This is a genomic window from Silvimonas terrae, from assembly GCF_014202765.1.
In the GTDB taxonomy this organism is placed as follows: domain Bacteria; phylum Pseudomonadota; class Gammaproteobacteria; order Burkholderiales; family Chitinibacteraceae; genus Silvimonas; species Silvimonas terrae.
In genome coordinates this window covers 187,975-209,689 of the sequence record NZ_JACHHN010000001.1, presented here as the reverse complement: position 1 = coordinate 209,689, position 21,715 = coordinate 187,975, and the positions used below count along the sequence as shown (strand labels likewise).

General features: G+C 58.4%; 24 protein-coding genes. 5 read left to right on the top strand and 19 right to left on the bottom strand.

Going from position 1 to position 21,715, the window contains the following annotated elements:
• Window positions 1-97: 97 nt before the first annotated feature.
• Window positions 98-1,186, bottom strand: a complete 1,089-nt coding sequence (locus tag HNQ50_RS00860) for a LacI family DNA-binding transcriptional regulator (protein WP_221302934.1) — start codon at window positions 1,184-1,186, stop codon at window positions 98-100.
• A 286-nt stretch (window positions 1,187-1,472) separates the two neighbouring features.
• On the opposite strand from HNQ50_RS00860, the gene HNQ50_RS00855 reads away from it, so the two are divergent.
• Window positions 1,473-2,411 (top strand): aldose 1-epimerase, encoded by a 939-nt coding sequence (locus HNQ50_RS00855; RefSeq protein WP_184096590.1) that lies wholly within the window; start codon window positions 1,473-1,475, stop codon window positions 2,409-2,411.
• A gap of 40 nt (window positions 2,412-2,451) precedes the next feature.
• On the opposite strand, the gene HNQ50_RS00850 is transcribed toward HNQ50_RS00855, so the two are convergent.
• Window positions 2,452-2,649, bottom strand: a complete 198-nt coding sequence (locus HNQ50_RS00850; RefSeq protein WP_184096588.1) for a hypothetical protein — start codon at window positions 2,647-2,649, stop codon at window positions 2,452-2,454.
• A gap of 117 nt (window positions 2,650-2,766) precedes the next feature.
• Between HNQ50_RS00850 and HNQ50_RS00845 the strand changes: the two genes are divergently transcribed.
• Window positions 2,767-3,216 carry a GNAT family N-acetyltransferase gene (locus tag HNQ50_RS00845; RefSeq protein WP_184096586.1) on the top strand — a complete coding sequence of 150 codons (450 nt, stop codon included), beginning with the start codon at window positions 2,767-2,769 and terminating at the stop codon, window positions 3,214-3,216.
• A gap of 146 nt (window positions 3,217-3,362) precedes the next feature.
• A complete protein-coding gene (locus HNQ50_RS00840) occupies window positions 3,363-3,740 on the top strand; it encodes a VOC family protein (protein WP_184096584.1) in 378 nt (125 codons plus the stop codon).
• Between the two features lie 16 nt (window positions 3,741-3,756).
• Here HNQ50_RS00840 and HNQ50_RS00835 read toward each other — a convergent pair whose 3' ends face one another.
• The 9 genes from HNQ50_RS00835 to HNQ50_RS00795 all read right to left on the bottom strand — a co-directional run bounded on the left by HNQ50_RS00835 (window position 3,757) and on the right by HNQ50_RS00795 (window position 12,750).
• Window positions 3,757-4,107, bottom strand: a complete 351-nt coding sequence (locus tag HNQ50_RS00835; protein WP_184096582.1) for a hypothetical protein — start codon at window positions 4,105-4,107, stop codon at window positions 3,757-3,759.
• Window positions 4,108-4,216: 109 nt separating this feature from the next.
• Window positions 4,217-4,768: a fasciclin domain-containing protein gene (locus HNQ50_RS00830; protein WP_184096580.1), complete on the bottom strand. Its 552-nt coding sequence runs from the start codon at window positions 4,766-4,768 to the stop codon at window positions 4,217-4,219.
• A gap of 690 nt (window positions 4,769-5,458) precedes the next feature.
• Window positions 5,459-5,839, bottom strand: a complete 381-nt coding sequence (locus tag HNQ50_RS00825) for a hypothetical protein (protein WP_184096578.1) — start codon at window positions 5,837-5,839, stop codon at window positions 5,459-5,461.
• A gap of 8 nt (window positions 5,840-5,847) precedes the next feature.
• Complete coding sequence (locus HNQ50_RS00820; protein ID WP_184096576.1) at window positions 5,848-6,513, bottom strand: hypothetical protein; 666 nt, start codon at window positions 6,511-6,513, stop codon at window positions 5,848-5,850.
• Window positions 6,514-6,632: 119 nt separating this feature from the next.
• On the bottom strand, window positions 6,633-7,724 hold the full coding sequence (locus HNQ50_RS00815) for an ABC transporter ATP-binding protein (protein ID WP_184096574.1): 1,092 nt from the start codon (window positions 7,722-7,724) through the stop codon (window positions 6,633-6,635).
• 5 nt (window positions 7,725-7,729) lie between these two features.
• Window positions 7,730-9,052: a GH1 family beta-glucosidase gene (locus tag HNQ50_RS00810; protein WP_184096572.1), complete on the bottom strand. Its 1,323-nt coding sequence runs from the start codon at window positions 9,050-9,052 to the stop codon at window positions 7,730-7,732.
• 221 nt (window positions 9,053-9,273) lie between these two features.
• Window positions 9,274-10,113 (bottom strand): carbohydrate ABC transporter permease, encoded by an 840-nt coding sequence (locus HNQ50_RS00805; RefSeq protein ID WP_246428522.1) that lies wholly within the window; start codon window positions 10,111-10,113, stop codon window positions 9,274-9,276.
• A gap of 2 nt (window positions 10,114-10,115) precedes the next feature.
• A complete protein-coding gene (locus tag HNQ50_RS00800) occupies window positions 10,116-11,087 on the bottom strand; it encodes a carbohydrate ABC transporter permease (RefSeq protein ID WP_184096570.1) in 972 nt (323 codons plus the stop codon).
• Window positions 11,088-11,496: 409 nt separating this feature from the next.
• Window positions 11,497-12,750 carry an ABC transporter substrate-binding protein gene (locus tag HNQ50_RS00795; RefSeq protein ID WP_184096568.1) on the bottom strand — a complete coding sequence of 418 codons (1,254 nt, stop codon included), beginning with the start codon at window positions 12,748-12,750 and terminating at the stop codon, window positions 11,497-11,499.
• A 370-nt stretch (window positions 12,751-13,120) separates the two neighbouring features.
• Between HNQ50_RS00795 and HNQ50_RS00790 the strand changes: the two genes are divergently transcribed.
• Both HNQ50_RS00790 and HNQ50_RS00785 read left to right on the top strand, forming a co-directional pair.
• Window positions 13,121-14,140, top strand: a complete 1,020-nt coding sequence (locus HNQ50_RS00790) for a LacI family DNA-binding transcriptional regulator (RefSeq protein ID WP_184096566.1) — start codon at window positions 13,121-13,123, stop codon at window positions 14,138-14,140.
• A 17-nt stretch (window positions 14,141-14,157) separates the two neighbouring features.
• On the top strand, window positions 14,158-14,457 hold the full coding sequence (locus HNQ50_RS00785; protein WP_184096564.1) for a hypothetical protein: 300 nt from the start codon (window positions 14,158-14,160) through the stop codon (window positions 14,455-14,457).
• Here HNQ50_RS00785 and HNQ50_RS00780 read toward each other — a convergent pair.
• The 8 genes from HNQ50_RS00780 to araC all read right to left on the bottom strand — a co-directional run bounded on the left by HNQ50_RS00780 (window position 14,446) and on the right by araC (window position 21,332).
• Window positions 14,446-15,018 carry a carboxymuconolactone decarboxylase family protein gene (locus HNQ50_RS00780; protein WP_184096562.1) on the bottom strand — a complete coding sequence of 191 codons (573 nt, stop codon included), beginning with the start codon at window positions 15,016-15,018 and terminating at the stop codon, window positions 14,446-14,448. The genes HNQ50_RS00785 and HNQ50_RS00780 overlap by 12 nt on opposite strands.
• A 71-nt stretch (window positions 15,019-15,089) precedes the next feature.
• Complete coding sequence (locus HNQ50_RS00775) at window positions 15,090-16,130, bottom strand: hypothetical protein (RefSeq protein WP_184096560.1); 1,041 nt, start codon at window positions 16,128-16,130, stop codon at window positions 15,090-15,092.
• A gap of 107 nt (window positions 16,131-16,237) precedes the next feature.
• Window positions 16,238-16,945: an alanyl-tRNA editing protein gene (locus HNQ50_RS00770; RefSeq protein ID WP_184096558.1), complete on the bottom strand. Its 708-nt coding sequence runs from the start codon at window positions 16,943-16,945 to the stop codon at window positions 16,238-16,240.
• A gap of 126 nt (window positions 16,946-17,071) precedes the next feature.
• Complete coding sequence (locus HNQ50_RS00765) at window positions 17,072-17,548, bottom strand: hypothetical protein (RefSeq protein WP_184096556.1); 477 nt, start codon at window positions 17,546-17,548, stop codon at window positions 17,072-17,074.
• Window positions 17,549-17,770: 222 nt separating this feature from the next.
• Window positions 17,771-18,127, bottom strand: coding sequence for a DUF1304 domain-containing protein (locus HNQ50_RS00760; protein WP_184096554.1), 357 nt, complete (start codon window positions 18,125-18,127; stop codon window positions 17,771-17,773).
• 36 nt (window positions 18,128-18,163) lie between these two features.
• Complete coding sequence (locus HNQ50_RS00755) at window positions 18,164-19,318, bottom strand: trans-sulfuration enzyme family protein (RefSeq protein WP_184096552.1); 1,155 nt, start codon at window positions 19,316-19,318, stop codon at window positions 18,164-18,166.
• A 167-nt stretch (window positions 19,319-19,485) separates the two neighbouring features.
• Window positions 19,486-20,376, bottom strand: coding sequence for a pyridoxal phosphatase (locus HNQ50_RS00750; RefSeq protein ID WP_184096550.1), 891 nt, complete (start codon window positions 20,374-20,376; stop codon window positions 19,486-19,488).
• Window positions 20,373-21,332, bottom strand: a complete 960-nt coding sequence (araC, locus tag HNQ50_RS00745) for an arabinose operon transcriptional regulator AraC (RefSeq protein ID WP_184096548.1) — start codon at window positions 21,330-21,332, stop codon at window positions 20,373-20,375. The genes HNQ50_RS00750 and araC overlap by 4 nt, the downstream gene beginning before the upstream one ends.
• Window positions 21,333-21,715 lie beyond the last annotated feature (383 nt).

Below are 21,715 nucleotides of genomic sequence, written 5' to 3'. Positions count from 1 at the left end.
AACCTCCTCGGGGAACGTCATTCGCAAAATGTACTTCTTGTTTTTGGACTACGAGGTGATTCTTGGTTCATTAATAATATTTGTCAAATATTATTGATCAAGCATGATCAGATTGCGGGCACGCGACCGATTCCCGTACCACAAGCGGGCATTCCATCTTGATATGACGCTTGCGCTGCGCCCCCTGCGTGGCCGCATCTTCCGGCGATGCAGCCTCGGCAATCAGCGTATCGACGGCCCAGCGGCCCATTTCATAGTTGGGCAACAATACGGTGGTCAGCGGCGGGTGGGTGTGTCGGGCAATTTCCTGGTCGTCATAACCCATGATGGCGACATCATCCGGGGCCTTCAGCCCCAGTTGTTTCAAGGCTTCCAGCGCGCCCAGCGCCATCAGGTCGTTGGCGCAGAAAATCGCGGTGGGCGGGCGTGGTTCGGCCATCAGCGAGAGGGTTTGTTCAAAGCCGGTGCCGCTCATCCAGTCGCCATCGCGCACCAGGCGCGGGTCAAACGGCAAGTCAGCGGTGGCCAGGGCCTGGCGGTAGCCTTTGAAACGGTCTTTGGCGGCATCCATCCACGGTTCACCATTAATAAAACCAATGCGTGTATGACCGGCGTTGATCAGGTATTCCGTGGCGTTATGGCCGCCGCCCACCTCGCCCGGCTCCACATGACTGAAGTTGCGTTCATCGGTGTAGCAATTGAGCAACACGGTCGGCACGCGCTTGAGCGCCTCCGGCACTTCGACCTTGCGGGTAAAGATGGTGGAGTACACCACGCCGACCAGCGTGGGGTTAGCCAGCAGCGCATTGATGGTGGCTTCTTCCACTTCCGGATCGCCGCGTGTGGCAAAGACCGACAGCACGCAATCGTGCTCCCACGCGGCATCGCGCGCGCCATCCACACTCACCACCGGGTGCGGGCTGGTGGAGATGGAATCCACGATATACCCAATCATGTTGCGCCCGCGCTGCGGGGCCGCAGTGGTGCGATGTGTCAGCCGGTAGCCCAGTTCCGCCGCTATTTTCAGCACTTTGGCGCGGGTTTTGTCCGAGAGTTTGGCGCTGCCCACATTGTTGTTGAGCACCAGCGATACCGTGGATTGCGACACCCCCGCCGATTTGGCGATATCGGTCATCGTGGGCCGGCGTTGCGGCAGTTTTTCTGTTTTTCGGGTTGGACTAGCCATTGAGCGATCCTGGTAAAGAGACGACAGACAGAACCCGCAACAGTCATGACGGCATCACCACCCCGTCATGGCCAGCGCCATTGAGCCGGTCGCTCAGAGCCGGCGACATAAGCGCCAGCGCCTGTTTTCACACGCCATGATATGCGATTACCCCGGTTTTTTCCGCTCTATCGCTGATATGCGCACCACATACAACCAATATTATTAGTAATAATTTTTCAAAACATTGATAGAATCCACTTCAATAGCGCCGCGATACGGTGCAAAACCCCCTGTGGACTCTGCCATGCCGCTGACTGCATCACTTGACGACACCGCCCTCGCCCCGGCCCTGATCCGGCTGTCTTGTGCCGAGCAAACGCTGTTGCTGGCCCCGGCGGTGGGCGGCAGCATTTACCGCTATTTTTCAACGTATCAGGGCACGGAAATCCATTGGCTGCGACCAGGCACCGTACAAAGCCTGGATGAAGCCAACCCGCTGTTGATGGGGAGTTTTCCGCTGCTGCCGTTCTGCAACCGTATCCGCAACGGCCAGGCCAGCGTCGGTGAGCGGCCACTGCATATGGCCGCCAATATGAGCGACTCTCCGCACACGCTGCATGGCCATGGCTGGCGACTACCGTGGCAAGTCACCACCATGACGGTCAACACGGCCACCCTGACGCTGGAGTACCCACGTGGCGACTGGCCCTGGTCATTTCATGCCAGCCAGCGCTTTGAAGTAACGCGGCAGGGCCTGACGGTGCGCATGACCCTGACCAATACCGACACCGCCGCCATGCCGGCCGGGCTGGGACATCACCCGTATTTTTTGCGCGCCGCCGATACGCTGGTGCAAACGGATGTCGAGGCCATGTGGGCCGCCGATGCCGAAGTCATGCCCACGCGGCTGGAACAACCCGATCTGCTGGACGCCCTGCGGCAGGGCCAGTTCATTGATGAGGTCGTGCTGGACAATAACTTTACCGGCTGGAGTCGCAGCGCCAGCGTGAGTTGGCCGCAACAGCGCGCGCGGCTGGTCATGCAGGCCGACGCACCACTGGATTTCTTTGTGCTGTATGTGCCGCCCGGACTGGATCACTTTTGCATGGAGCCCGTCAGCAATTGCACTGACTGGCTTAATCTGACCGGGCAACATCCGGGCAAGGTGGGCGGGGCGTGGCTGCAACCGGGAGAGACGCTCTCTGTGCGGTTTGTGCTGGCGCCAGAGCGCGTGGGAGAGTGACAACACAGGGGCTTGAGCGCCCCCAGCGGACGTGACTTGCTTATTGCGGTTCGATCCTGGCCTTGCGATTTTTCCAGTTGTAATAGCGCTCCAGCAACATCGTGGCCACGCCGGCCACCAACAATTCGGACACGCTACCAAGATAATGATCCTGGCTCACCGCACCGGACGGCTGTTGTGCAATCTGGTTGGGGTTGATTGTCGGCGTTTCGTTATGCACATGCTGCGAACTGGACATCGGTCACCTCGGCAAAGAGACGGAAATCAATTTCCGGCCTGAACTGCATATTAGCAGCGCGCCCAAAATTTGCTGCCGGGCCCGTAGAATAACAAGACTCATGACACCGGCCCCGCAATGCTCTGGACCATCCGCCCCGCGACCCCTGCCGACACCGATGCGCTAGCCCGTATTTATCTCGGTAGCCGGCAACAGACGTTCATCTGGCAAGACCCCGCAGACTTTCAACTGAGCGATTTTGCTACCCATACGGCTGGCGAGCGCATCTGGCTGGCGCAAGACGCCCAGGGCCACATCGGCGGATTTGTATCGATCTGGGAGCCAGACCATTTCATTCATATGCTGTATGTGCAATCTGCCTTTCATGGGCAAGGTATCGGCACGGCGCTGTTAACCCGCTTGCCGCAGTGGGCGCGGCGCAGCTGGCAGCTCAAATGTCTGGTCCGCAATGAACGTGCCCGGCGCTTTTACGCCGCACACGGCTTTGTCGTCACCGGGCAGGGTCAGTCTGCAGAGGGGGAGTTTGTGCTGATGACCCGACACGCCCCCACCGACAGTGGGCGCTGAGCGCCCCAGCTCGCCCAAAAGCACATACCCGGGCATCGACGCTATACTTGGCACTCCCTGCGGACACCGCTCCGCGCAACTGCCAGCCATGCCCGGCCCTGAGCACTGCCTCAGCCCGAACAGCGTGCTGCCGCAAGGAGCGTCACATGACATCCGCTGTTTCTCCCGCAGTCACTTTTGGCCGTCTTGCCCCTACCCTGCCAGTCACTGATATAGACCGGGCAGTCGCCTTCTATACCGGCATCCTTGGATTTACCAAAGTCTTTCAAAATGGCGACCCCGTCGGGTTTGTCATTCTGAAACGGGATGCGGCAGAACTGCACCTGGCGCTGGACAAACAACACAAAGCGACGGTCTGCAATCTTGCGCATCTGCTGGTGGGCGACGCCGCCACGCTGTACCAGCATTTGCTGCAGCACAAGGTACGCATCATCAAGTCCATGCGTGATGCCGACTTTGGCATGCGCTGTTTTGTGTTCGCAGATGCGGATGGCAACCGCATTGATGTGGGGGAAAACCGCTAACCCAGCGAATGCGGGATTACTTGCGATCTGTCTCGTAATCCCGCGCAGCCCAGAGGCGGTCCAGTTCGGTTTCCAGTGCCCGTTTCAGCGCCACGGCGCGGCGCAAGCCATCCAGTGTCTGTTCGTCCAGAATCAGGCCCGTGCTATTGAGCATGGCTTGTTCGCTAGAGTCGTGACGACGCAGCGCATCAAGGCGCAAGCGAATCCGGCTGATCGCGCGTTTTTTGAACTCCTCCAGCATCTCTTCGTCCTGGATGGTTTCAATCAACGCATCAAAGCTGATGTGCATCAGTTCCATCTGCACCCGTAGCTTGTCGATCTGCCGTTGCAAGCGATCTGCCGCGCGGCGTTCAGCGTCATCCTGCATGGTGGGCCTCGTTATCACGCATATTCTGATAATGGGCCAGCCCACACACAACACCAAGCCCGACAGCAAAAAGCCCCGCTTGTGCGGGGCTTTATCATTGCTTTTCATGTCAATTGGGCATCAACACCGTATCAATCACCTGGATCACCCCGTTGGATTGGGTCACATCGTAAGTGGAGATATTGGCCACATGGCCGCCCTCATCCTTGACCACGATATTGCGCGGGCCATTCCACATGAAACTGAGCTTGCCACCTTCCAGCGTGGGCAGTTCTGCATGCCCGCCACCGGCTTTGATGGCCGCCGAGAGCGCCGCGTAATCATATTTGCCGGCCACGACGTGATAGGTGAGTACCTTGGTCAGCGTGGCCTTGTTTTCTGGTTTGACCAGGTTATCTACCGTGCCCGCCGGTAACTTGCCAAACGCTTCATTGGTCGGGGCAAATACGGTCAGCGGGCCTTTACCCTTGAGCGCATCGACCAGCCCCGCCGCTTTCACCGCCGCTACCAGCGTGGTGTGATCGGCCGAATTCACCGCGTTATCAACAATATCTTTGGAGGGGAACATGGATTGCCCGCCCACCATGACCGTGCTGTCCGCCCATGCCAGGGGCAACGCCAGGGCCAGACCGAGTGCTGCAATCAAAGCTGGTTTACGCATTTTGGTTTCTCCGGTTTTGTAGATGTTGCTGGCAGCTTTTTGCTACCTGCAGCTACTTACGCGGCCGGAGAAACACTGGATGCGGGGGGATGGAAATTAATTTGTGCGGGAGATGAGGCTCACACCAGTCTCTTGCTACTGCCGTAGCCCGGATGAAGGCCCTGCGGGCCGGGAATCCGGGGTCGCGCCGCCGGAAAAGAACACTGCCCTGACCGATATTGCCACCCCGGTTTGCACTTCGCTTCATCCGGGCTACGTCTACTAAGCGCCAACAACAGCCCGTAGCCCGGATGGAGGCCCTATGGGCCGGGAATCCGGGGTCGCGCCGCCGGAAAAGAATGCGGCCCTGACCAACATTGCCACCCCGGATTGCACTTCGCTTCATCCGGGCTACGTCTACTCTGCACCAACAGCAGCTCGTAGCCCGGATGGAGGCCCTATGGGCCGGGAATCCGGGGTCGCGCCGCCGGAAAAGAACACTGCCCTGACCAACATTGCCACCCCGGATTGCACTTCGCTTCATCCGGGCTATGTCTACTACGCGCCAACAACAGCCCGTAGCCCGGATGCAGGCCCTATGGGCCGGGAATCCGGGGTCGCACCGCCGGAAAAGAACACTGCCAGACCAACATTGCCACCCCGGATTGCACTTCGCTTCATCCGGGCTACGTCTACTGCCAACAGTTCAGATCAGCGGCATATCCGCATGACGCCTTCCAGAGTCACGTCAAACCGGTTTTCGCTTCCGGTGACGATCAACTCCAGTGTGAATGCAGACTCCTGATCACTTGCAAGGCATTCGACCGCGGCGACCAGCCCCGTGCCATTGGGCGCAAAAAACTTCACGGTGATGACGTCATCCGGATTTGTCATATTGTTCAGCCAGCCGACCTGCACCGGCGCGCGCGCAAGATCTTCCTCAATGGCATACGCTTGCTCACGGTGAAAAGCGACCGCATATCCGAACCGTTGCGCCAGCCCCGCAAAGTCCCGCTCTCGTAGACTGCGCAACACCTCTTCACCCAGCTGAGTCAATATCCGGGTATCCAACGACTGGGCCGGGATTTGCATGCCACGTCCTATCTGAAATTCCCGCTACACGCCTTATAACTGCCATCGCACAACCGGCTGGCCTTGATGGCCTCCAGGTATTCCACTGTTTTCTGCTTGGTCAATCGCATCGGTTTATTGTTGCTGGCTTCAAACGCACTGCCTGGGCGCCAGGAATATTGCACTTTGTGCAGAAAGTCTTTGCCTTCAATAAACGCCACAAACTGACCTTCGCCAAACGGGGCATTGGGCTCGAGCTTGTCGCAAAAGCCGCCACTCACGGCAAACAGCAAGCCATCGATCTGGTTCAGGCCGTGGGAGGTTTCTTCTCGCTTGCCACCACAACCGGACTGAGTGGCGGTCATGAACTGGGTGAGTGCCACTTCCGACAAATGCACTTTCTTGTCTGCCATTTGTTTGAGCACGGTGGCTGAGGGGTATGGGAAGCGTGCAATCGCCAGATATTCGCCGCGCCAATGATTGATGTCTTCCGCTTCTGGCACGTATTCCGCCATGAAACCGCCTGCGGGGTCCCCTTGCATCCAGGCCAGTTTCCAGCCCTTGGGAATTTGCGTGGTCACCCGCTCGCCCGTCACGGCAAAGGGTGCGCCGACAGCAGGCGCGGCCGGGGCGGCCTCTACGGCTGCCGTGCAAAAAAGAAGATGGATCAAAGAGATCAAAACAAAACGAGACATGACACCGCTTTCAAAAAATAACCAGAACACCGCCCCGCGTAGCGCACGGCGCGCAACAACATCATAAAGAAAAAGCCCCGCTTACGCGGGGCCTTGCATGATACGAAACTGCACGCTGATCAGGCCAGTTCCAGCGCCCGACCGCTGCGGTCAAACAACAAGGCACGGCTTGATTCAATGCGCAGACCAACGGTCTCGCCCACGCGCGGCACTTCGCTATCGCCCGGCAGGCGGATAGAGAACGGCTCGGCGCAACCGGCGACAGCGGTGTGGATGAGTTGCGTATCACCCAGGTTTTCCACCAGGTCCACCCGCGCTTGCAGGCCTTCTGCCGCACTCACCACACGGACGTGTTCCGGGCGGATACCCAGCGTGACTTCTTCCGGCACCTCGGCCGCAGCGGCGCGATCCAGCGTCAGGCGCTGCTCACTGCCCACCTTGAGCAGCAGGTTGCCCGAAACACCGCCAGCGGTCTGGCAGGAGAGGAAGTTCATCTTGGGCGAACCCAGGAAACCCGCGACAAAGGTGCTCTTGGGCTCTTTGTAGAGTTCAATCGGCGCGCCGACCTGCTCCAGCTTGCCCTGGTTGAACACGGCAATGCGGTTGCCCAGCGTCATGGCTTCCACCTGATCATGCGTGACGTAGACCATGGTGGTGCCCAGTTCGCGGTGCAAACGGGCCAGCTCAATCCGCATTTGCACGCGCAAAGAGGCATCCAGGTTGGACAGCGGTTCGTCAAACAGGAACACCTTGGGCTGGCGCACAATGGCGCGGCCAATGGCCACCCGCTGACGCTGACCGCCCGAGAGCGCGGCCGGCTTGCGGTTCAAGAGGTGGGTGATGTGCAGCACTTCTGCCGCACGGCCCACGGCCTCTTTGATTTTGGCCTTGTCCATGCCGGAGAGCTTGAGCGCAAAGCCCATGTTCTCCCCCACCGTCATGTGCGGGTACAGGGCGTAGCTCTGGAACACCATGGCAATGCCGCGTTCGGACGGATGCAGGTCGTTGGCGCGTTCGCCCTCGATGAAGAGGTCGCCACCGGTGATGTCTTCCAGACCGGCAATCATGCGCAAGAGCGTGGATTTGCCGCAGCCGGACGGGCCGACAAATACAACAAATTCGCCCTTTTTAACTTCCAGGTCCAGGCCCTCAATCACCGGCGCGTTATCGCCGTAGGCCTTCTTGATGTTCTTCAGTGAAATGGCAGACATGATGCTCAGCCCTTTTTCTGTTGGCTGATGAATTCACGGTACCAGTGCGCGCTGTCTTTGAGCGTGCGCTTCTGGGTCTGGTAATCCACGTGCACGATGCCGAAACGCTTGGACAGGCCCGAATCCCATTCAAAGTTATCCAGCAGGCTCCACTCAAAGTAACCACGGATATCCACGCCGGCATCCATGGCGTCTTTCAGGGCCGAGAGGTGGCGTTGCAGGAAGTCGATCCGCTGCGGATCGTTCACTGCGCCGTCTTTGATGCTGTCGGCATTAGCCATGCCGTTTTCAGTGATCAGGATCGGGGGCAGATCAGCGTATTCACGCTTCAGGCGCAACAGCAGGTCGGTCAGGCCCTTCGGATAGATTTCCCAACCCATGTCGGTGCGGCCCAGTTCGCACGGTTCCGGAATCTTCGGGGTATCGGTCGAGCACCAGGCGCGGAAGTAGTAGTTCACGCCCAGGAAGTCGATCTTCTGACCGATGATTTCAAAGTCGCCGTCTTGCACCTTGGGTGCGGCATCGCCATACACTTCCAGCGCCAGCGGCGGGTAGTGGCCCTTGAAGATCGGGTCCATAAACCAGCCGGTGAAGTTTTCGTACTCAAGCTGCGCCTGGCGCTTGTCGGCGGCGCTGTCGGTGGCCGGGTCGGCATCAGACTGGTTCAGCACGATACCCAGTTGGGCGGAGATATTCAGTGCACGCAGTGCCTTGATGGCTTCACCGTGCGACAGCAGCAAGTGGTGGGAGACCTGGTTGGCCAGCGCGACATCCTTGAAGCCCGGCGCAAAACGGCCCAGATGGTTGCCCAGATAAGCCGTGCACCACGGTTCGTTATGGGTGGCGATGGAGGCAACGCGGTTGCCAAAGCGGCGGCCGACTTCGGCGGCGTATTCGGCAAACAGTTGTACAGTTTCGCGGTTAGCCCAGCCGCCACGATCTTGCAGCGCTTGCGGCAGGTCCCAGTGGTACAAGGTGACGTGCGGCTTGATGCCCTTGGCTTCAAGTTCCGTGATCAGGTTCTCGTAAAAGGCAAAGCCAGCTTCGTTCCAGGCACCAAAGCCTTTAGGCTGTACGCGCGGCCAGGCAATGGAGAAACGGTAGGCATCCAGGCCCAGGCTGGCCATCAGGGCGACGTCTTCTTTGTAACGGTGGTAGTGATCACACACCACAGTGCCATCGCTGCCATCACTGATCTTGCCCGGGGTGGCGCAGAAAGTGTCCCAGATGGACGGGCCACGCCCGTCGACGTCAGTAGCGCCTTCAATCTGGAAAGAACTGGTGGCAGTGCCCCAGATAAAGTCGCGGGGGAAATTCAGGGTAGTCATGGCAACTCCGTTTGGATTCAAGTCAGTCAAATTCGGTGCGCCTGCCAACGTCACCATTTAAAGCATTCAAAACATTCAAATCGTTCGACCAACCAGACTGAAAACGTTTTCAAGGCAGTTTGTAAAAACACCCTCCCTGCCCGACCAATGGCCGGGTGGGATATGAACGGTGTTTGAAAACGGAAAAATCTGGCCGTAACTTATCTCTACATCGGCCCGGATCAGCCCTTGACCGCACCTGCAGTCAAGCCGGCAATCAGGCGGCGGGAGAACAGTGCAAACAGGATCAGCAGCGGCAGTACCGCAATGGCAGAACCTGCCATCACCGCGCCCCAGTCCGTATTGGTCGGGCTTTGCATGGAACGCAACGCGACCGGCACGGTGAAGCTCTCTGGTGTGTGCATGATCACCAGCGGTTGCAAGAAGCTGTTCCAGCTACTGATAAAGGTGATCAAACCCAGCGTACCGAGTGCCGGACCAATCAGCGGCAGGACCACGTTCCAGTAAATGCGGAACTCGCCACAACCGTCGATCCGTGCGGCTTCCATCAGCTCTTTGGGCACGGCCGAGCTGATGTACTGGCGCATCAGGAAAATCCCGAACGCAGCGGCCGCAGCCGGCAGATACAGGGCGCGCGGTTGATCCAGCCAGCCGATGAAGTTCATCAGCATGAAGGTCGGGATCAGACCCAGGAACGGCGGCAACAACATGCTGCCAAGCACCACGGTGAACAGCGCCTTCTTGAAACGGAACTCGTACATGGCAAATGCAAAGCCGGCCATGGAGCAGAAGAACAGCGCCAGCACCGTGGTCATGACGGCCACGTAAAAGCTCATGCCCAGGTTATGCCAGTACGGGATCATATCCGTCAGCGTGTGGATGTTCTTCATCAGATTGCTGCCAAACCACATGGGTGGCGGAATCTGGTAAATGCGGTCACGCGGCTGCGTGGCCAGCACAAAGGTAAAGAAGAACGGTGCCAGCATCAGCACGGCGCCCACGGCAACAATGGCCCAGGCAAGCGGCCGCGCGTAAGTTTTGCGGGTGTTGACCATGGCCATGATTACTCCTCCTTGCCGCCGGCAAGGGCGAACAGCTTGTGGTTACCGTACGAGAGCACGGCAATCACGATGAACATCACCCAGGAAATGGCACACGCCGTACCAAAATCGCTGAAGTAGAACGCGGTGCGATACATGTACATGGCGGTGGTCATGCCAGCCTGACCAATACCCCCGTTGTCGCCCAGCAAGATGAACGGTTCTTCAAACAACTGCAGGTTGTTGATCAGCGTCAGCGAGACGGCAAAGAACATCATCGGGCGGATCATGGGCAGCGTGATGTGCCAGAACTTGCGGAAGGTCCGCGCGCCATCCAGCGTAGCGGCTTCGTACAGGTCTTCCGGAATGGTCTGCATGGCGGCCAGGTACAGCACGGTGTTCCAGCCCACATAACGCCAGAACACAACAAAGCTCACCGTCGGTTTGACCAAAGAGGTGTCGAGCAGCCAGTCAATCTTGTGATCCGGGAAGATCATGCCGATACCTGGCAGGCCGTGCAGCCACATCAGGATGGCGTTGATGGCACCAAAGTCTTTGGAAAACAAGGAGCTGAAAATCAGCGCAATAGCCACGCTGGAGGTAATGAACGGCATGAAGTATGCCCCTAGGACCGTATTGCGACCACGCAGGACAGTACTGAGGAATGCCGCAAACGGAATCGCCACAAGGTGTTGCGGCAAACCCGAAGCAATGGCGATATAGACCGTGTTACCCAGAGACTTCCAGAACCAGGTATCGGTCAGCACAAACTTGTAGTTATCGAAGTGAATCCACTTGATGGCAGAAAAGCCGGCAGCCGGATCCCACTGTGCAAAAGACAGTGTGGCGGAGAATACCAGCGGGAAAATACCGAACACACAAAAGATGATCAGGAAGGGACTGATAAACAGATACGGGGCCCATTTCCAGGCCTGAATGCGCTTTTTGCGCGGCCGCGTTTCAACACTGGCGGCGGGGGACAACACGGATTCCATCAAACTTGCTCCGGCGTTCCGGTAATAAACGGCCAAAGGGACGGAACTGTCCTTTGACCCTGTAACGGGCACCCTGTAAGAGCGGCCAACAAAACCTTGCTGGCTGCGTTGTGCTCACTTGCCGTACTAAGTTGTACTGCCTGCGTTTCGCACGCCTTGCCACCATCGCTTCGCTGGGCTTTGTTGGCCGCTCTAAACACGTTGCGGGACGCATGCAATCAACCCTGCCCTACCCGTCACCGGCCGTTGTCCGCGGTGGCAGCCGCAGCGTCAGGTCGGTGTTCATGGTAAAGCCGCATCTGCACCACGTTCCCGCAACCCCCAGGAAAATGCAAACCCGGTCAAACAGGCGGCAGGCTAACCCCGAAAGGATCACCCGCCGCCGCAGTCTTTCTTTTAGATCAAATGCTTAGCGACGGGCGCGGCGATCGATATCAGCCTGGGCATCAGCCAGAGCGGCCTTGATGTCCTTGTTCTGATGCACAACTTGATCGAGCTGGTCGTTGATGATGTCTTCAGCAACGCCGTCGTTCTTGTTGATCGGGATTTCCGGGATGTGTTTTGCAGCTTCACGCCACATTTCACGTGCCTTCTGGCCACCCAGGTACGGCAGCGGTTCGGACATGATCGGATCATCCTGAGCGGACTTCAGCGACGGGAAGGCATCCATTTCCTTGAACGTAGCCAGTTGCTGGTCACGGTTCAGGGTCAGGAACTTCAGGAATTCATAAGCTTCAGCCTTGTGCGCGCTCTTGGCCGGAATGGCGTAGAACGAGCCGCCCCACGATGCATAAGCACCTTGCGGCAGGTTGGTAGCGCGCCACTTGCCGCCTTCATCCGGAGCCAGCCAGTGAGCCAGGTGACCATTCAGCCATGCACCGATCGGCTGGGTAGCGATCTGGTCATGCTGAAAGCCGGCGGCCCAGTCGTTGGTCCACTGCTTGATGTTGCCAGCAATACCGGCGTCCTGAGCTTCCTTGGCCAGCTTGAAGGCGTTTTCGAAGCGCGGGTTGCCGGCCACGATGACCTTGCCGCTCTTGTCAAAGTAGATGCCTTCGCCGTTCTTCAGGTTGGAACGGATGTAGATATCCTTGATGTCCACCGGGCTGGCAACCAGGTAAGCGCCCGTTGCAGCCTTGATCTTCTTGCCGGCAGCAATGTAGCTTTCCCAGGACTTGTTCAGATCGGCTTCAGAGACGCCGGCCTTGTCCAGCAAATCCTTGCGATAGAACATGGTGCCCGGGCCGATATCCACCGGAATGGCGTACTGGTCGCCGTTCGGGCCCTTGGCCTGTGCCCAGGAATAGCTGGTCACGAGGTTCTGGAACTGGCCGACGTTATACGGTGCCTTGGAGAGGTCTTCCAGACCGCCGGAAGCAACAAAACGGCCCACGAAGCCAATTTCCAGACCCACGAGGTCAGGCAGACCGGTACCGGATGCCAGTTGGGTGGTCATGGCGTTCACGTGGTCGACGCGTTCGCGGCTGACCAGTTTGATTTCGACTTCTGGGTGAATCTTCTTGTACAGCGGGATGGCAACCTTGATGTCACGATCCAGATCCGGGAAGCTGGCTACGGTCAGCGTGACCGGAGTTGCAGACAGTGCCGGCACAGCTGCGGCCAGCAGAGCACCCATAACTGCGAGTCGTACTACTTTGTTCATCGCTCTCTCCAACGACTTGGGGGTTGTAGTAACATTGAAATCGATTTCGCGATTGCAGCATTTTCAAGCTAGTTTCGCTGATTTTTTTGAAATCGTTTTCAGTTTCAGGCATCCTTTTTACCAGGGCAATAAGTGGTTCCATGTAGGTGCAGCGTTTGCACTACAACTTGGCACCCCAAAAGCCATACCTGGCGTAACGATCACAGCACAAGCACAATAAGTCAGGCAAACAGTTGATTTAGCTGGTTATAAAACAGTAACCACGATCATTCAATGCGCTGATTGCAAAACCGTTAAACTTGCGAAGAACAGACAATTTGCGCACAAATATAGTGCAGCACGGTGTAGTCAAACCAACAACAGAAGCAAAATGGAAGACCAATCTGCAAAAAAAGACAATGTGACAGTGCAGGATGTCGCGCGTGAGGCGGGGGTGTCGGCCAGCACGGTGTCGCGCTATCTGACCGGCGTGACGGGCGTCTCCAAAATCAAGCAGGAGGCCATCTCCCGCGCGATCGAACTGTTGAACTTCACGCCTAACGTGTTGGCGCAGAGCCTGAAAACCGGCAGCACCAAAACCATAGGCATCATCACCCAGGATCTGGGCTCCCCTTTCTTTGGCGAAGAGCTCAAAGGGGTGGAGCACGCCATCTCTGGCACCGGCTATGCGCTGTTGATCGTGAGCGGGCACTGGCAATCACGTGAAGAAAAAGATCACGCGGAGTTGCTGATTGGCCGCCGGGTGGATGGCATCATCATTTTCACCACAACCTCCAGCGACAAGCAAATCCTGGCCTTGTCGCGCCAGGTGCCGGTGGTGATCACCGGCCGGCGGCTGGATGCCATGCCGCGTGCGCTGGGGCTGGCGGTAGATAACGAGCTGGCGGCGTACGAAGCCACACGGTATCTGTTAAGCCAGGGCCATCGCCGCATTGCCCATATCTGCGGCCGCCTGGGTCAGCCCGATGCCGAAGAGCGCTTGCAAGGCTACAAGCGCGCGCTCAAGGAAGCCGGCATTACGGTAGACCAGCGCCTGATTGCCAGTGGCGACTTCACGGAAACCGGTGGGGTACTGGCCATCAACCAGTTGCTGGAATCACGCAGCCCGTTTACCGCCATCTTTGCCGCTAACGATCAAAGTGCGCTGGGCGCGCGGCTGGGCTTGTACCGGCGTGGTATTCGCGTGCCGGAAGAAATCTCGTTGATCGGCTTTGATGATCTGGCGGTATCCAATTACATGCTGCCGCCCTTGACGACGATCCGTCAGCCCACATTTGATCTGGGACGACTGGCCGGGCAAACCTTGCTGAGTATGTTGCAAGGCTCGACCACACCTGTGGTGCAACCGCAGTTTGAACTGGTCAAACGCGAGTCCGTACGGCGTATCTGACCGTTCAAGACGTTACAATGACGCAGCGGTCCGGGTCTTATGCTCCGACCGCTGTTTTTCTTTTCTTTTTATCTTTGTTTACGCAGGACACAAAGACCATGAAAACCAGAGGCAAAACCCTGGTGCCGCGCAATCCGTTTGCGCTGGCAGCCAGCCAACGACACGCCGGTGCGCACGATAAACAGCACAAGGTCAAACGGCGTGACGACAAACAGGCGCTGAAGCGAGAAGTAGCGCAAATGAAAAAGGGAGGCAGTTTTTTGCCTCCCTTTCTTTTTGTCTCGCACATTTCGCTTGCCGGCGCTTCAGCGCGGTAGCACCGGTAAGGGCACCGGGGTGATGGCGGGCGTATGTGCGGCGTTCAGCATCATCACCATGCCCGTGAAATAGCCAATCAACCCCACCAGTTCGACCGTCCCTTGTTCTTGCCATTGCGCCAGCGCACGTTGCCAGGTGATGTCACTCACGCCCTTGTTGCGGGTGAGTTCCAGCGTAAAATCCCAAGCCAGCGCTTCATCTGCGGCCATCTGTTGCGGCCGGCTGCCTTGCGCCAGCTCATCCAGTGTGGTTTGGGCGACACCCGCCTCCAGCGCCAACGGGTAATGCACCGACCATTCAAATGGTTCGCTCCACTCCCGCGCAACAATCAGCGTCACCCATTCATTGATACGCCGCGGCAGAATGCTGTCATAGCGCAGGTATTCGCCCACGCGCTGGATGCGGTCCATCAACTCCGGACTACGCAGCAGGGGCACAAAGGGGCCTTTTACCCCTTTGCGCGGGCCATTGATCAGCGCCTGGGCCGCCTTGCGCTGGGCATCGTTCAGTTGTGCTGGCGCCAGGGGCGGTAAACGGTCAGTCCTTGCAGATTCGGTCATGCCAACTCCAGGGGCGTGGTCGCGACCCTGCAACACTGACATAGCTGCTCATCCTGGTAAATGAGAATGCATCACCGCGCTGGGGTCTGGATGGACTGCGGGCGTGCCACGATAGGGCTGGCGTCTTGCCACTGGCGTTGAATGGCGGCCGCCAGGGCGTCTGCCGCTACGCGGTTAAAAGCCGGCATGCGTGTCACCGTGCGCCCTGCCCGGTCGTATTCCGCGCGATACACCCGGCCATCTGCCTGAAATCCGGTCAGCGACTCCCATAACGCGTCTTCCGGGTGAGCGGGGTTCATATCAAACAACAGGCGCGGGTGTGTGTCGTTCCAGCCGGCCACTTCCAGCAAATGACCGCCATGCAATGCCAGGGTACCCATATCCGGCAACGTCCGCGCCTGTGGATCAGGCTGGAACAAGATCTGGTCAGCGCCATAGGTATGGCGTTCGGTATAGATCACAGCCCCGGGCGGCATACTGGCGCGGGAGGCCGCGACCAGGCGATCCAGCGCAAACCGGTCCAGTCCGCCAGCTTGTGCCACATAATGCTGCAACACGGTGGCCATCGGCAGCCCGGAGACATCATGCGCAACCAGTTGCACTTTGACGGGTTGTGCCGCCATACCGGGCGTAAACACAAAGCCATCCGGCAAGGCGCCGTGATAAAGCGCTTCGCCAAACAGGTTATTGCCGGCGTGACCAAGCGCAACATCATCAATAAAGGCGGTGGTGCCATCAGCGAGGCGATAGACCTGATTCACCGGCAGGGTTTGGGCCGCACCGACCACCACACGCTGGGAGCTGGTCAGCAGCGGCCAGGCGTAATCTTCCATACGCAGACCCGCTTGCATGCCCTGTTCCGGAATCACGACGCGCCTGCGTACCGGGTCCAGAAAGCTCTGAACCTGCGTGATACCGCTCACCTGTCCCAGGGCATTGGTACTGGCTACAAAATGATAAAGGCCTGTCTCTGGCTGCAGGAGCGTGGTCACATCCAGCCTGGCCGCGGTGGACTGTGCAGACAGGGCAGACAATGGCCCACGGCAACTGACAATGGCACTCCCTGCCAGCACGGCCAGTAGCAGTGACAGGGCCAATTTTCTCGATAACATGGAGTTTTCAAATTACAAAAACCGTATGTTATGGAGGCACAACGGCGCAAAATATCAGACTTACCCTGGAAAGCGCCTGGGTGTGAAATATGCCAAATGGCTGAAACTCAGATCAGCGCAATCACCACCCGCTTGTTGCGTGCGCCCTTGCTTTCGATCTTTTTCACCGTCACTGCGCCGATCTCGCCGGTGCGCGCCACATGCGTACCACCACAGGGCTGCAAATCCACGCCTTCTATGTCGATCAGGCGGATTTCCGGCAGATGCAGCGGTGGTGTCACCGACATGGTTTTGATCAGTTCCGGTTGCCGTTGCAGCGCCTCACCACTGGTCATTTGCACCCGCACCGGGCGGTCCTGGGTAATCAGCCGGTTCAGTTCTGCCTCAATCTGGTCTTTGTCCAGCTCCATGCCTTCTGGCAGATCAAAATCCAGCCGGCCAGTGTCTGCAGTGAGGTTGCCACCGGTGACGCCCGCCTTGATGACCACAGACAGCAGATGCAAACAGGTATGCACCCGCATATGCCGGTGGCGGCGCGCCCAATCCAGCGTCAGTGTGACCGGGGTGCCAGGCGGCAGGCGCGGCGTATCGCTCGCCAGCAGATGCAGGATGTCGCGTGTTTCTTTGTCGCGGCGGGTGTCGGTGATGGCCAGTTGCGTCCCGTCAGCCAGCGCCAGCGTGCCGGTATCCCCGGGCTGCCCGCCACCTGACGGGTAAAACAGGGTGTCCTCCAGGACCAGCCCATGTTCATCATGCCGAAGCACGACCGTGCCCAGGGTTTGCTGGTAAGGATCAACGTAGAAGCGTTCCTGCATGGCGGGTTCTCCGGTGAAGACGCATAGCGCCATTGCAGCTTAAGCCGTATGCACCGGTGTGTGCCATGAACAGTAGCAAAGCGCTTCTGTGGTTACAGTGGACCAGGCCCGGTTGGCGGGCAACCGTCAGGGGGTCTCCGTTTGTGGCGCGGAGGCGTCGTCGTCCGAAGGAAACTCGGAAGGCCGAAATGCGCGGGCATGCTGGTAGACTTCTTCGGCATGCTCAAGCGCGCCCATCTGCTTGATTTTCCAGGTAGACCAGTCAATCCCGAAGCGCCACAGCCCCAGGTCATTGATGGCACCCTCTTCGATCTTGAAATACGGCTCGCTACAGAACGGGCTGGTGGGATTGCCTGAGCCAATACTCAGCCTGTAAAAACAATAAATGCCAGGCTTCATATGAATGAAGTACGGCATTTTCCAGGAATTGTGGCGAAACGGAACTTTGTAGACTTCCTGAGTCTTCAGATTCATCAATTCAAAGTGTTCATAACCCGCACCATCAACCACCGTTCCCTTGTTGTCCACTTCAACCACACGCACCGCCATGATGGCCAGCGCCGTATCTTGAGAATCTGTCGCCCACGCAGGCGCAATGGACATGACTAGTCCAGCGGCCAGCAAGGCCGTTTTGAATACATTCACCCTGAATTTCCCTGTTATTTATTAGTATGTCGCGGCCTGACTCATCCAGAAAACAGGTCGAGACTGACCGGCGCAGCAATTATGCCAGGAGACAGGATAAAAACAGGGCAGAAGCGCGCAGTTGCCGCATTTTCGCGGCGATTGCGCAACAACACGTGGGTGTACCAGGAAGAAGCCGAATCAGCCGGCCAGCGTGGCCCCAAGCGCCAGGGCTGCCGGCAAGGCTTGCACGTAGAGGATTTTCTTGCCGACGGTGATGGCGCCATACACGCCGGCCACGATCACGCACAACAAGAAGAACACCTTGATGCCCAATCCGGCCGCCCCCAGGGTCAGGCCCCAGATCAGGCCGGCGGCCAGAAAGCCGTTGTACAGCCCCTGATTGGCCGCCAGTGTTTTAGAGGCTTGCGCAAATTCCGGGGTCAATCTGAAGACCTTGCGGCCTAGTGGTTTGGTCCAGAAGAACATTTCCAGCACCAGAAAATACAAGTGCAACAAGGCGACCAACGCCACCAGCAAACTGGCAATCAATATCATCAACAATCCTGGTTCTTGTGATCAAACGGGCCGGTTTCAGCGCTTGCTGGCGTAACCGGCGAGTGAGGTTTCAATATCCGCAATCAAGTCACTGACGGCTTCAATACCCACAGAAAGACGGACCAGGGTCTCGGTCACCCCCTGCCGTTCGCGTTCTTCCGGCGCCAGGTTGGCATGGGTTTGCAGCGCGGGCACGGTGATCAGGCTTTCCACACCACCCAGGCTTTCCGCATAGGCAATCAGGCGCGTTTGTTCGATCAGGCGAGCCAGCGTCCCGACGCTGTCCACTTCAAACGAAACAATCGCCCCTGCCCCGCCGGCAAATTGCTTGAGCAGACGGTGGCCGGCGTCTTCCGGCAAACCCGGGTAATACACTTGTTTCACAAACGGCTGTTGGCCCAGCCACTGCGCCAGCGTTTCTGCGGTGGATTGTTGCTGTTCAAGGCGCAGCGCCAGCGTTTTAAGACCGCGCAGCGTCAGCCAGGCATCTTGCGGGCCCAGCACTGCGCCCATAGCGTTTTGCAGATAACCGATACGGCTGGCCAGTTCAGCATCCCGCACGCTCAAAATACCGGCGATGGTGTCGTTGTGTCCGGCCAGGTATTTGGAGGCACTGTGGATGACGACATCCGCACCCAGTTCCAGCGGGCGCAACCAGTATGGGGTGAGGAAGGTGTTATCCACCCATAGTTGCACATTGCGCGATTTGGCAAGCTGCGCCAGCGCAGGCAAGTCCGGCACTTCCTGCAGGGGGTTGGACAGGCTTTCGACAATGATGGCTTTGGTGTGGGGATTAATGGCCGCAGCAAAGGCATCGGGCTCGGTCACGGGCACGTAACTCACCGTCAGGCCAAAGCGGGAAAACACTTGATCCAGCAAACGCTGGGTGCCGCCGTAGCAACCTTCTGCCACCACCAGATGATCACCGTGGTTAAACAGGCTCAGCGCGGTGCTGATGGCGGCCAGACCGCTGGCAAAGGCAAACGAAGCCGCTGCACCATCCAGCCGTGCCATGGTGCTTTCCAGCGCGGCGCGGGTGGGGTTGCTGCTGCGGCTGTAGTCGTAGCCGGTGCTTTGCCCCAGAGCCGGGTGGGCAAAGGTGGCAGTCTGGTAAATAGGCATACTGATCGCCCCGGTGACGGGGTCGAGGCTGGAACCGGCCTGGGCCAGCAACGTTCTGATATCGGGCATGTAGGTTCCGCAAAGCGCATAAGGGTCGCGCACAGTCTATGACACGACGGAGCAGCATAAAGCCTGCCAGTTTTTCCAGGGCCTGTTTTGGATGTGTCGGGACCTGGCGCTACCTATTGTAGTCAGTCCTGGCTGACCTGCCGAATCACGCTGGAGAGGCCGGCGCGCTACGTCTGGCGGAATGTGTCGGGGCGCAGACCACGCTGCACCACCGGCGGGCTGCGCAAAATGTCTTGCTGGACAAACTGCGCAATGGTATCGCTATCGTGATCCCCAATCACACGTGCTGCGCGCATTTGCACGGCGGGCTCTGCGTTACCCATCGCCACGCCCAGCCCGACGCCTTGCAGCATGGAAATATCATTGTGGTTGTCGCCAAAGGCCACCACCGCGCTGGCCTCTATTCCCTGGGCCGCCAGCCACTTTTGCAGCAAGGCGCCTTTGCTGTTGCCGGCGCTGGCGACGTCCACCCGGTTTGGCCCGGAACGCTCGCAGGCAAGGCCCAGTTGCGCTTTGACGCGGGCGATAAAGGGCTCAATCCGCCCGTCGATCTCGCAGGACACCGCGTATTTCCAGATCAGCGGCTCGGCTTGCACCAGCGGCAGCAGGTCGGGGACATGGATCAGCTCAGGCCGCACACTGGCCGGCAACGCAGCCGCCCAGGCCAGCAGATGGGCCAGATGCGGTTCTATCTCCTGGTAGGCTTGCGCGCGTTGCAGATACAGCAGCGCATGCACCCCGAACTCTCGCGTGAGTTCCAGCACCCGCAATGCCTCAACGGCGGTCAGCGGATGGGCAAATTGCGCTTCGTCCCGGGCAAAATCCCAGGCATAGCTGCCGTTGCAGGCCAGCAACGGCGTATCCAGGCCCAATTGCTGGTGATAAGGCCTGGCCATGATGTGATGGCGTCCGGTCACCAGAATCACCCTCAACCCGGCGTCCCGAGCGGCATGGATGGCGGCGATGGACGCGGGTCTGATCTGCAAATCCCGCCCCAGCAGCGTGCCATCCAGATCAAACGCCAACACGCGCCAGGGCGATGCTTTAGCTAGCGTCACAGATAGAACTCCATGCCGTTATCAGGGACTTCTACATCCATGTGCGGCCAATCCATATTGGGGGTGCGATAGGGATAGAGTGGCTCACCACTGGTTTTGCGAAACTCGCTGGGGCTCACGCCCACACGCTTGCGAAACACGCGGGAGAAATACAGTTGATCTTCATAGCCCACCGTGCCGGCAATGCGGGCAATGGGCGTACGCGTACTGTGCAGCAAATGCTTGGCCAGGATAATGCGCTGGTCTTCACGCCAGCGCAGGATGTTCACGCCCACCTGATCGCGGAACAAATGCGCCAGCCGCGATGGCGACAAGCACACGTGCCGCGCTATGTCTTCCAGGCCAATTTCCTGACCCAGATGACGGGTAATGTACTGGCAGGCTTCCTGCACCCGGCTATCGAGCGGCTTGGGCAGGTTTTCCGGCGAGATTTCATAGGCGCGGATCAGCAAGCGTTCCAGCAGATTGATCGCCAGCTCTTCACTGGTCACCCGGCCTTCGCGGTGCGTGCGGTCAATTTGCTGGAACAGTTCATCAAACTCGGCCATCAGCGTTTTGTCAGGCAGTACCAGCTTGCCTACCTTGCGGGTCTGGTCCTGCCATTTCAGCCACGGCGCCCAGTAAGCGCGCGGGCGAAAATAAATCCAGCGGTGATACCAGTTGGGGCTGGCCGGCGCCCGGCCGTAGTAATGCACGGTCTCTGGCGAGAACAGCAGCATGTCACCCGGGTTGACGTAAAACGCATCGTCGCCGTCGAACACTTTGCCTTGCCCTGCTACCGTCATATTGATGATGTAGCCCTGCATGCCTTTGGGCCGGTCGATGATGAAATCCAGCGGCCCGTTCTCGATGATCGGGGTGATCCCGGCCACGAGGTACAGGTTGAACGAGTACCCCGGCATGAGTGGGTCGAGGTTCTGTTTGGTGGCAGGTGGGTCTAGATGTTGCGGTTGCATGAGGGCCTTCTTGGGGCGTGTTGGCGTCTGACGGCGCAAGGGTCTTTGTTCAAGAACGTCAGTACTGCGGTATGCCGGTTTGCAAGATTGATGAGTTCCTGTTTTACCACTTCGTCATTCCCCTCCGCTGAGGCGGGAATCCAGCTGCAATTCTTGCAAGGATAGTGATGTCCCCCGCATCCACTATTTCGTCATTCCGGCGAAGGCCGGAATCCGGCTGCACACCTGGCAAGGATGGGGACGTTTGCCCTATCCACTACTTCGTCATTCCGGCGAAAGCCGGAATCCAGCTGCACGCCTTGCAAGGATGGGGACGTTTGACCTATCCACTACCTCGTCATTCCGGCGAAAGCCGGAATCCAGTCCGGCCGCCGCAGGTGGCC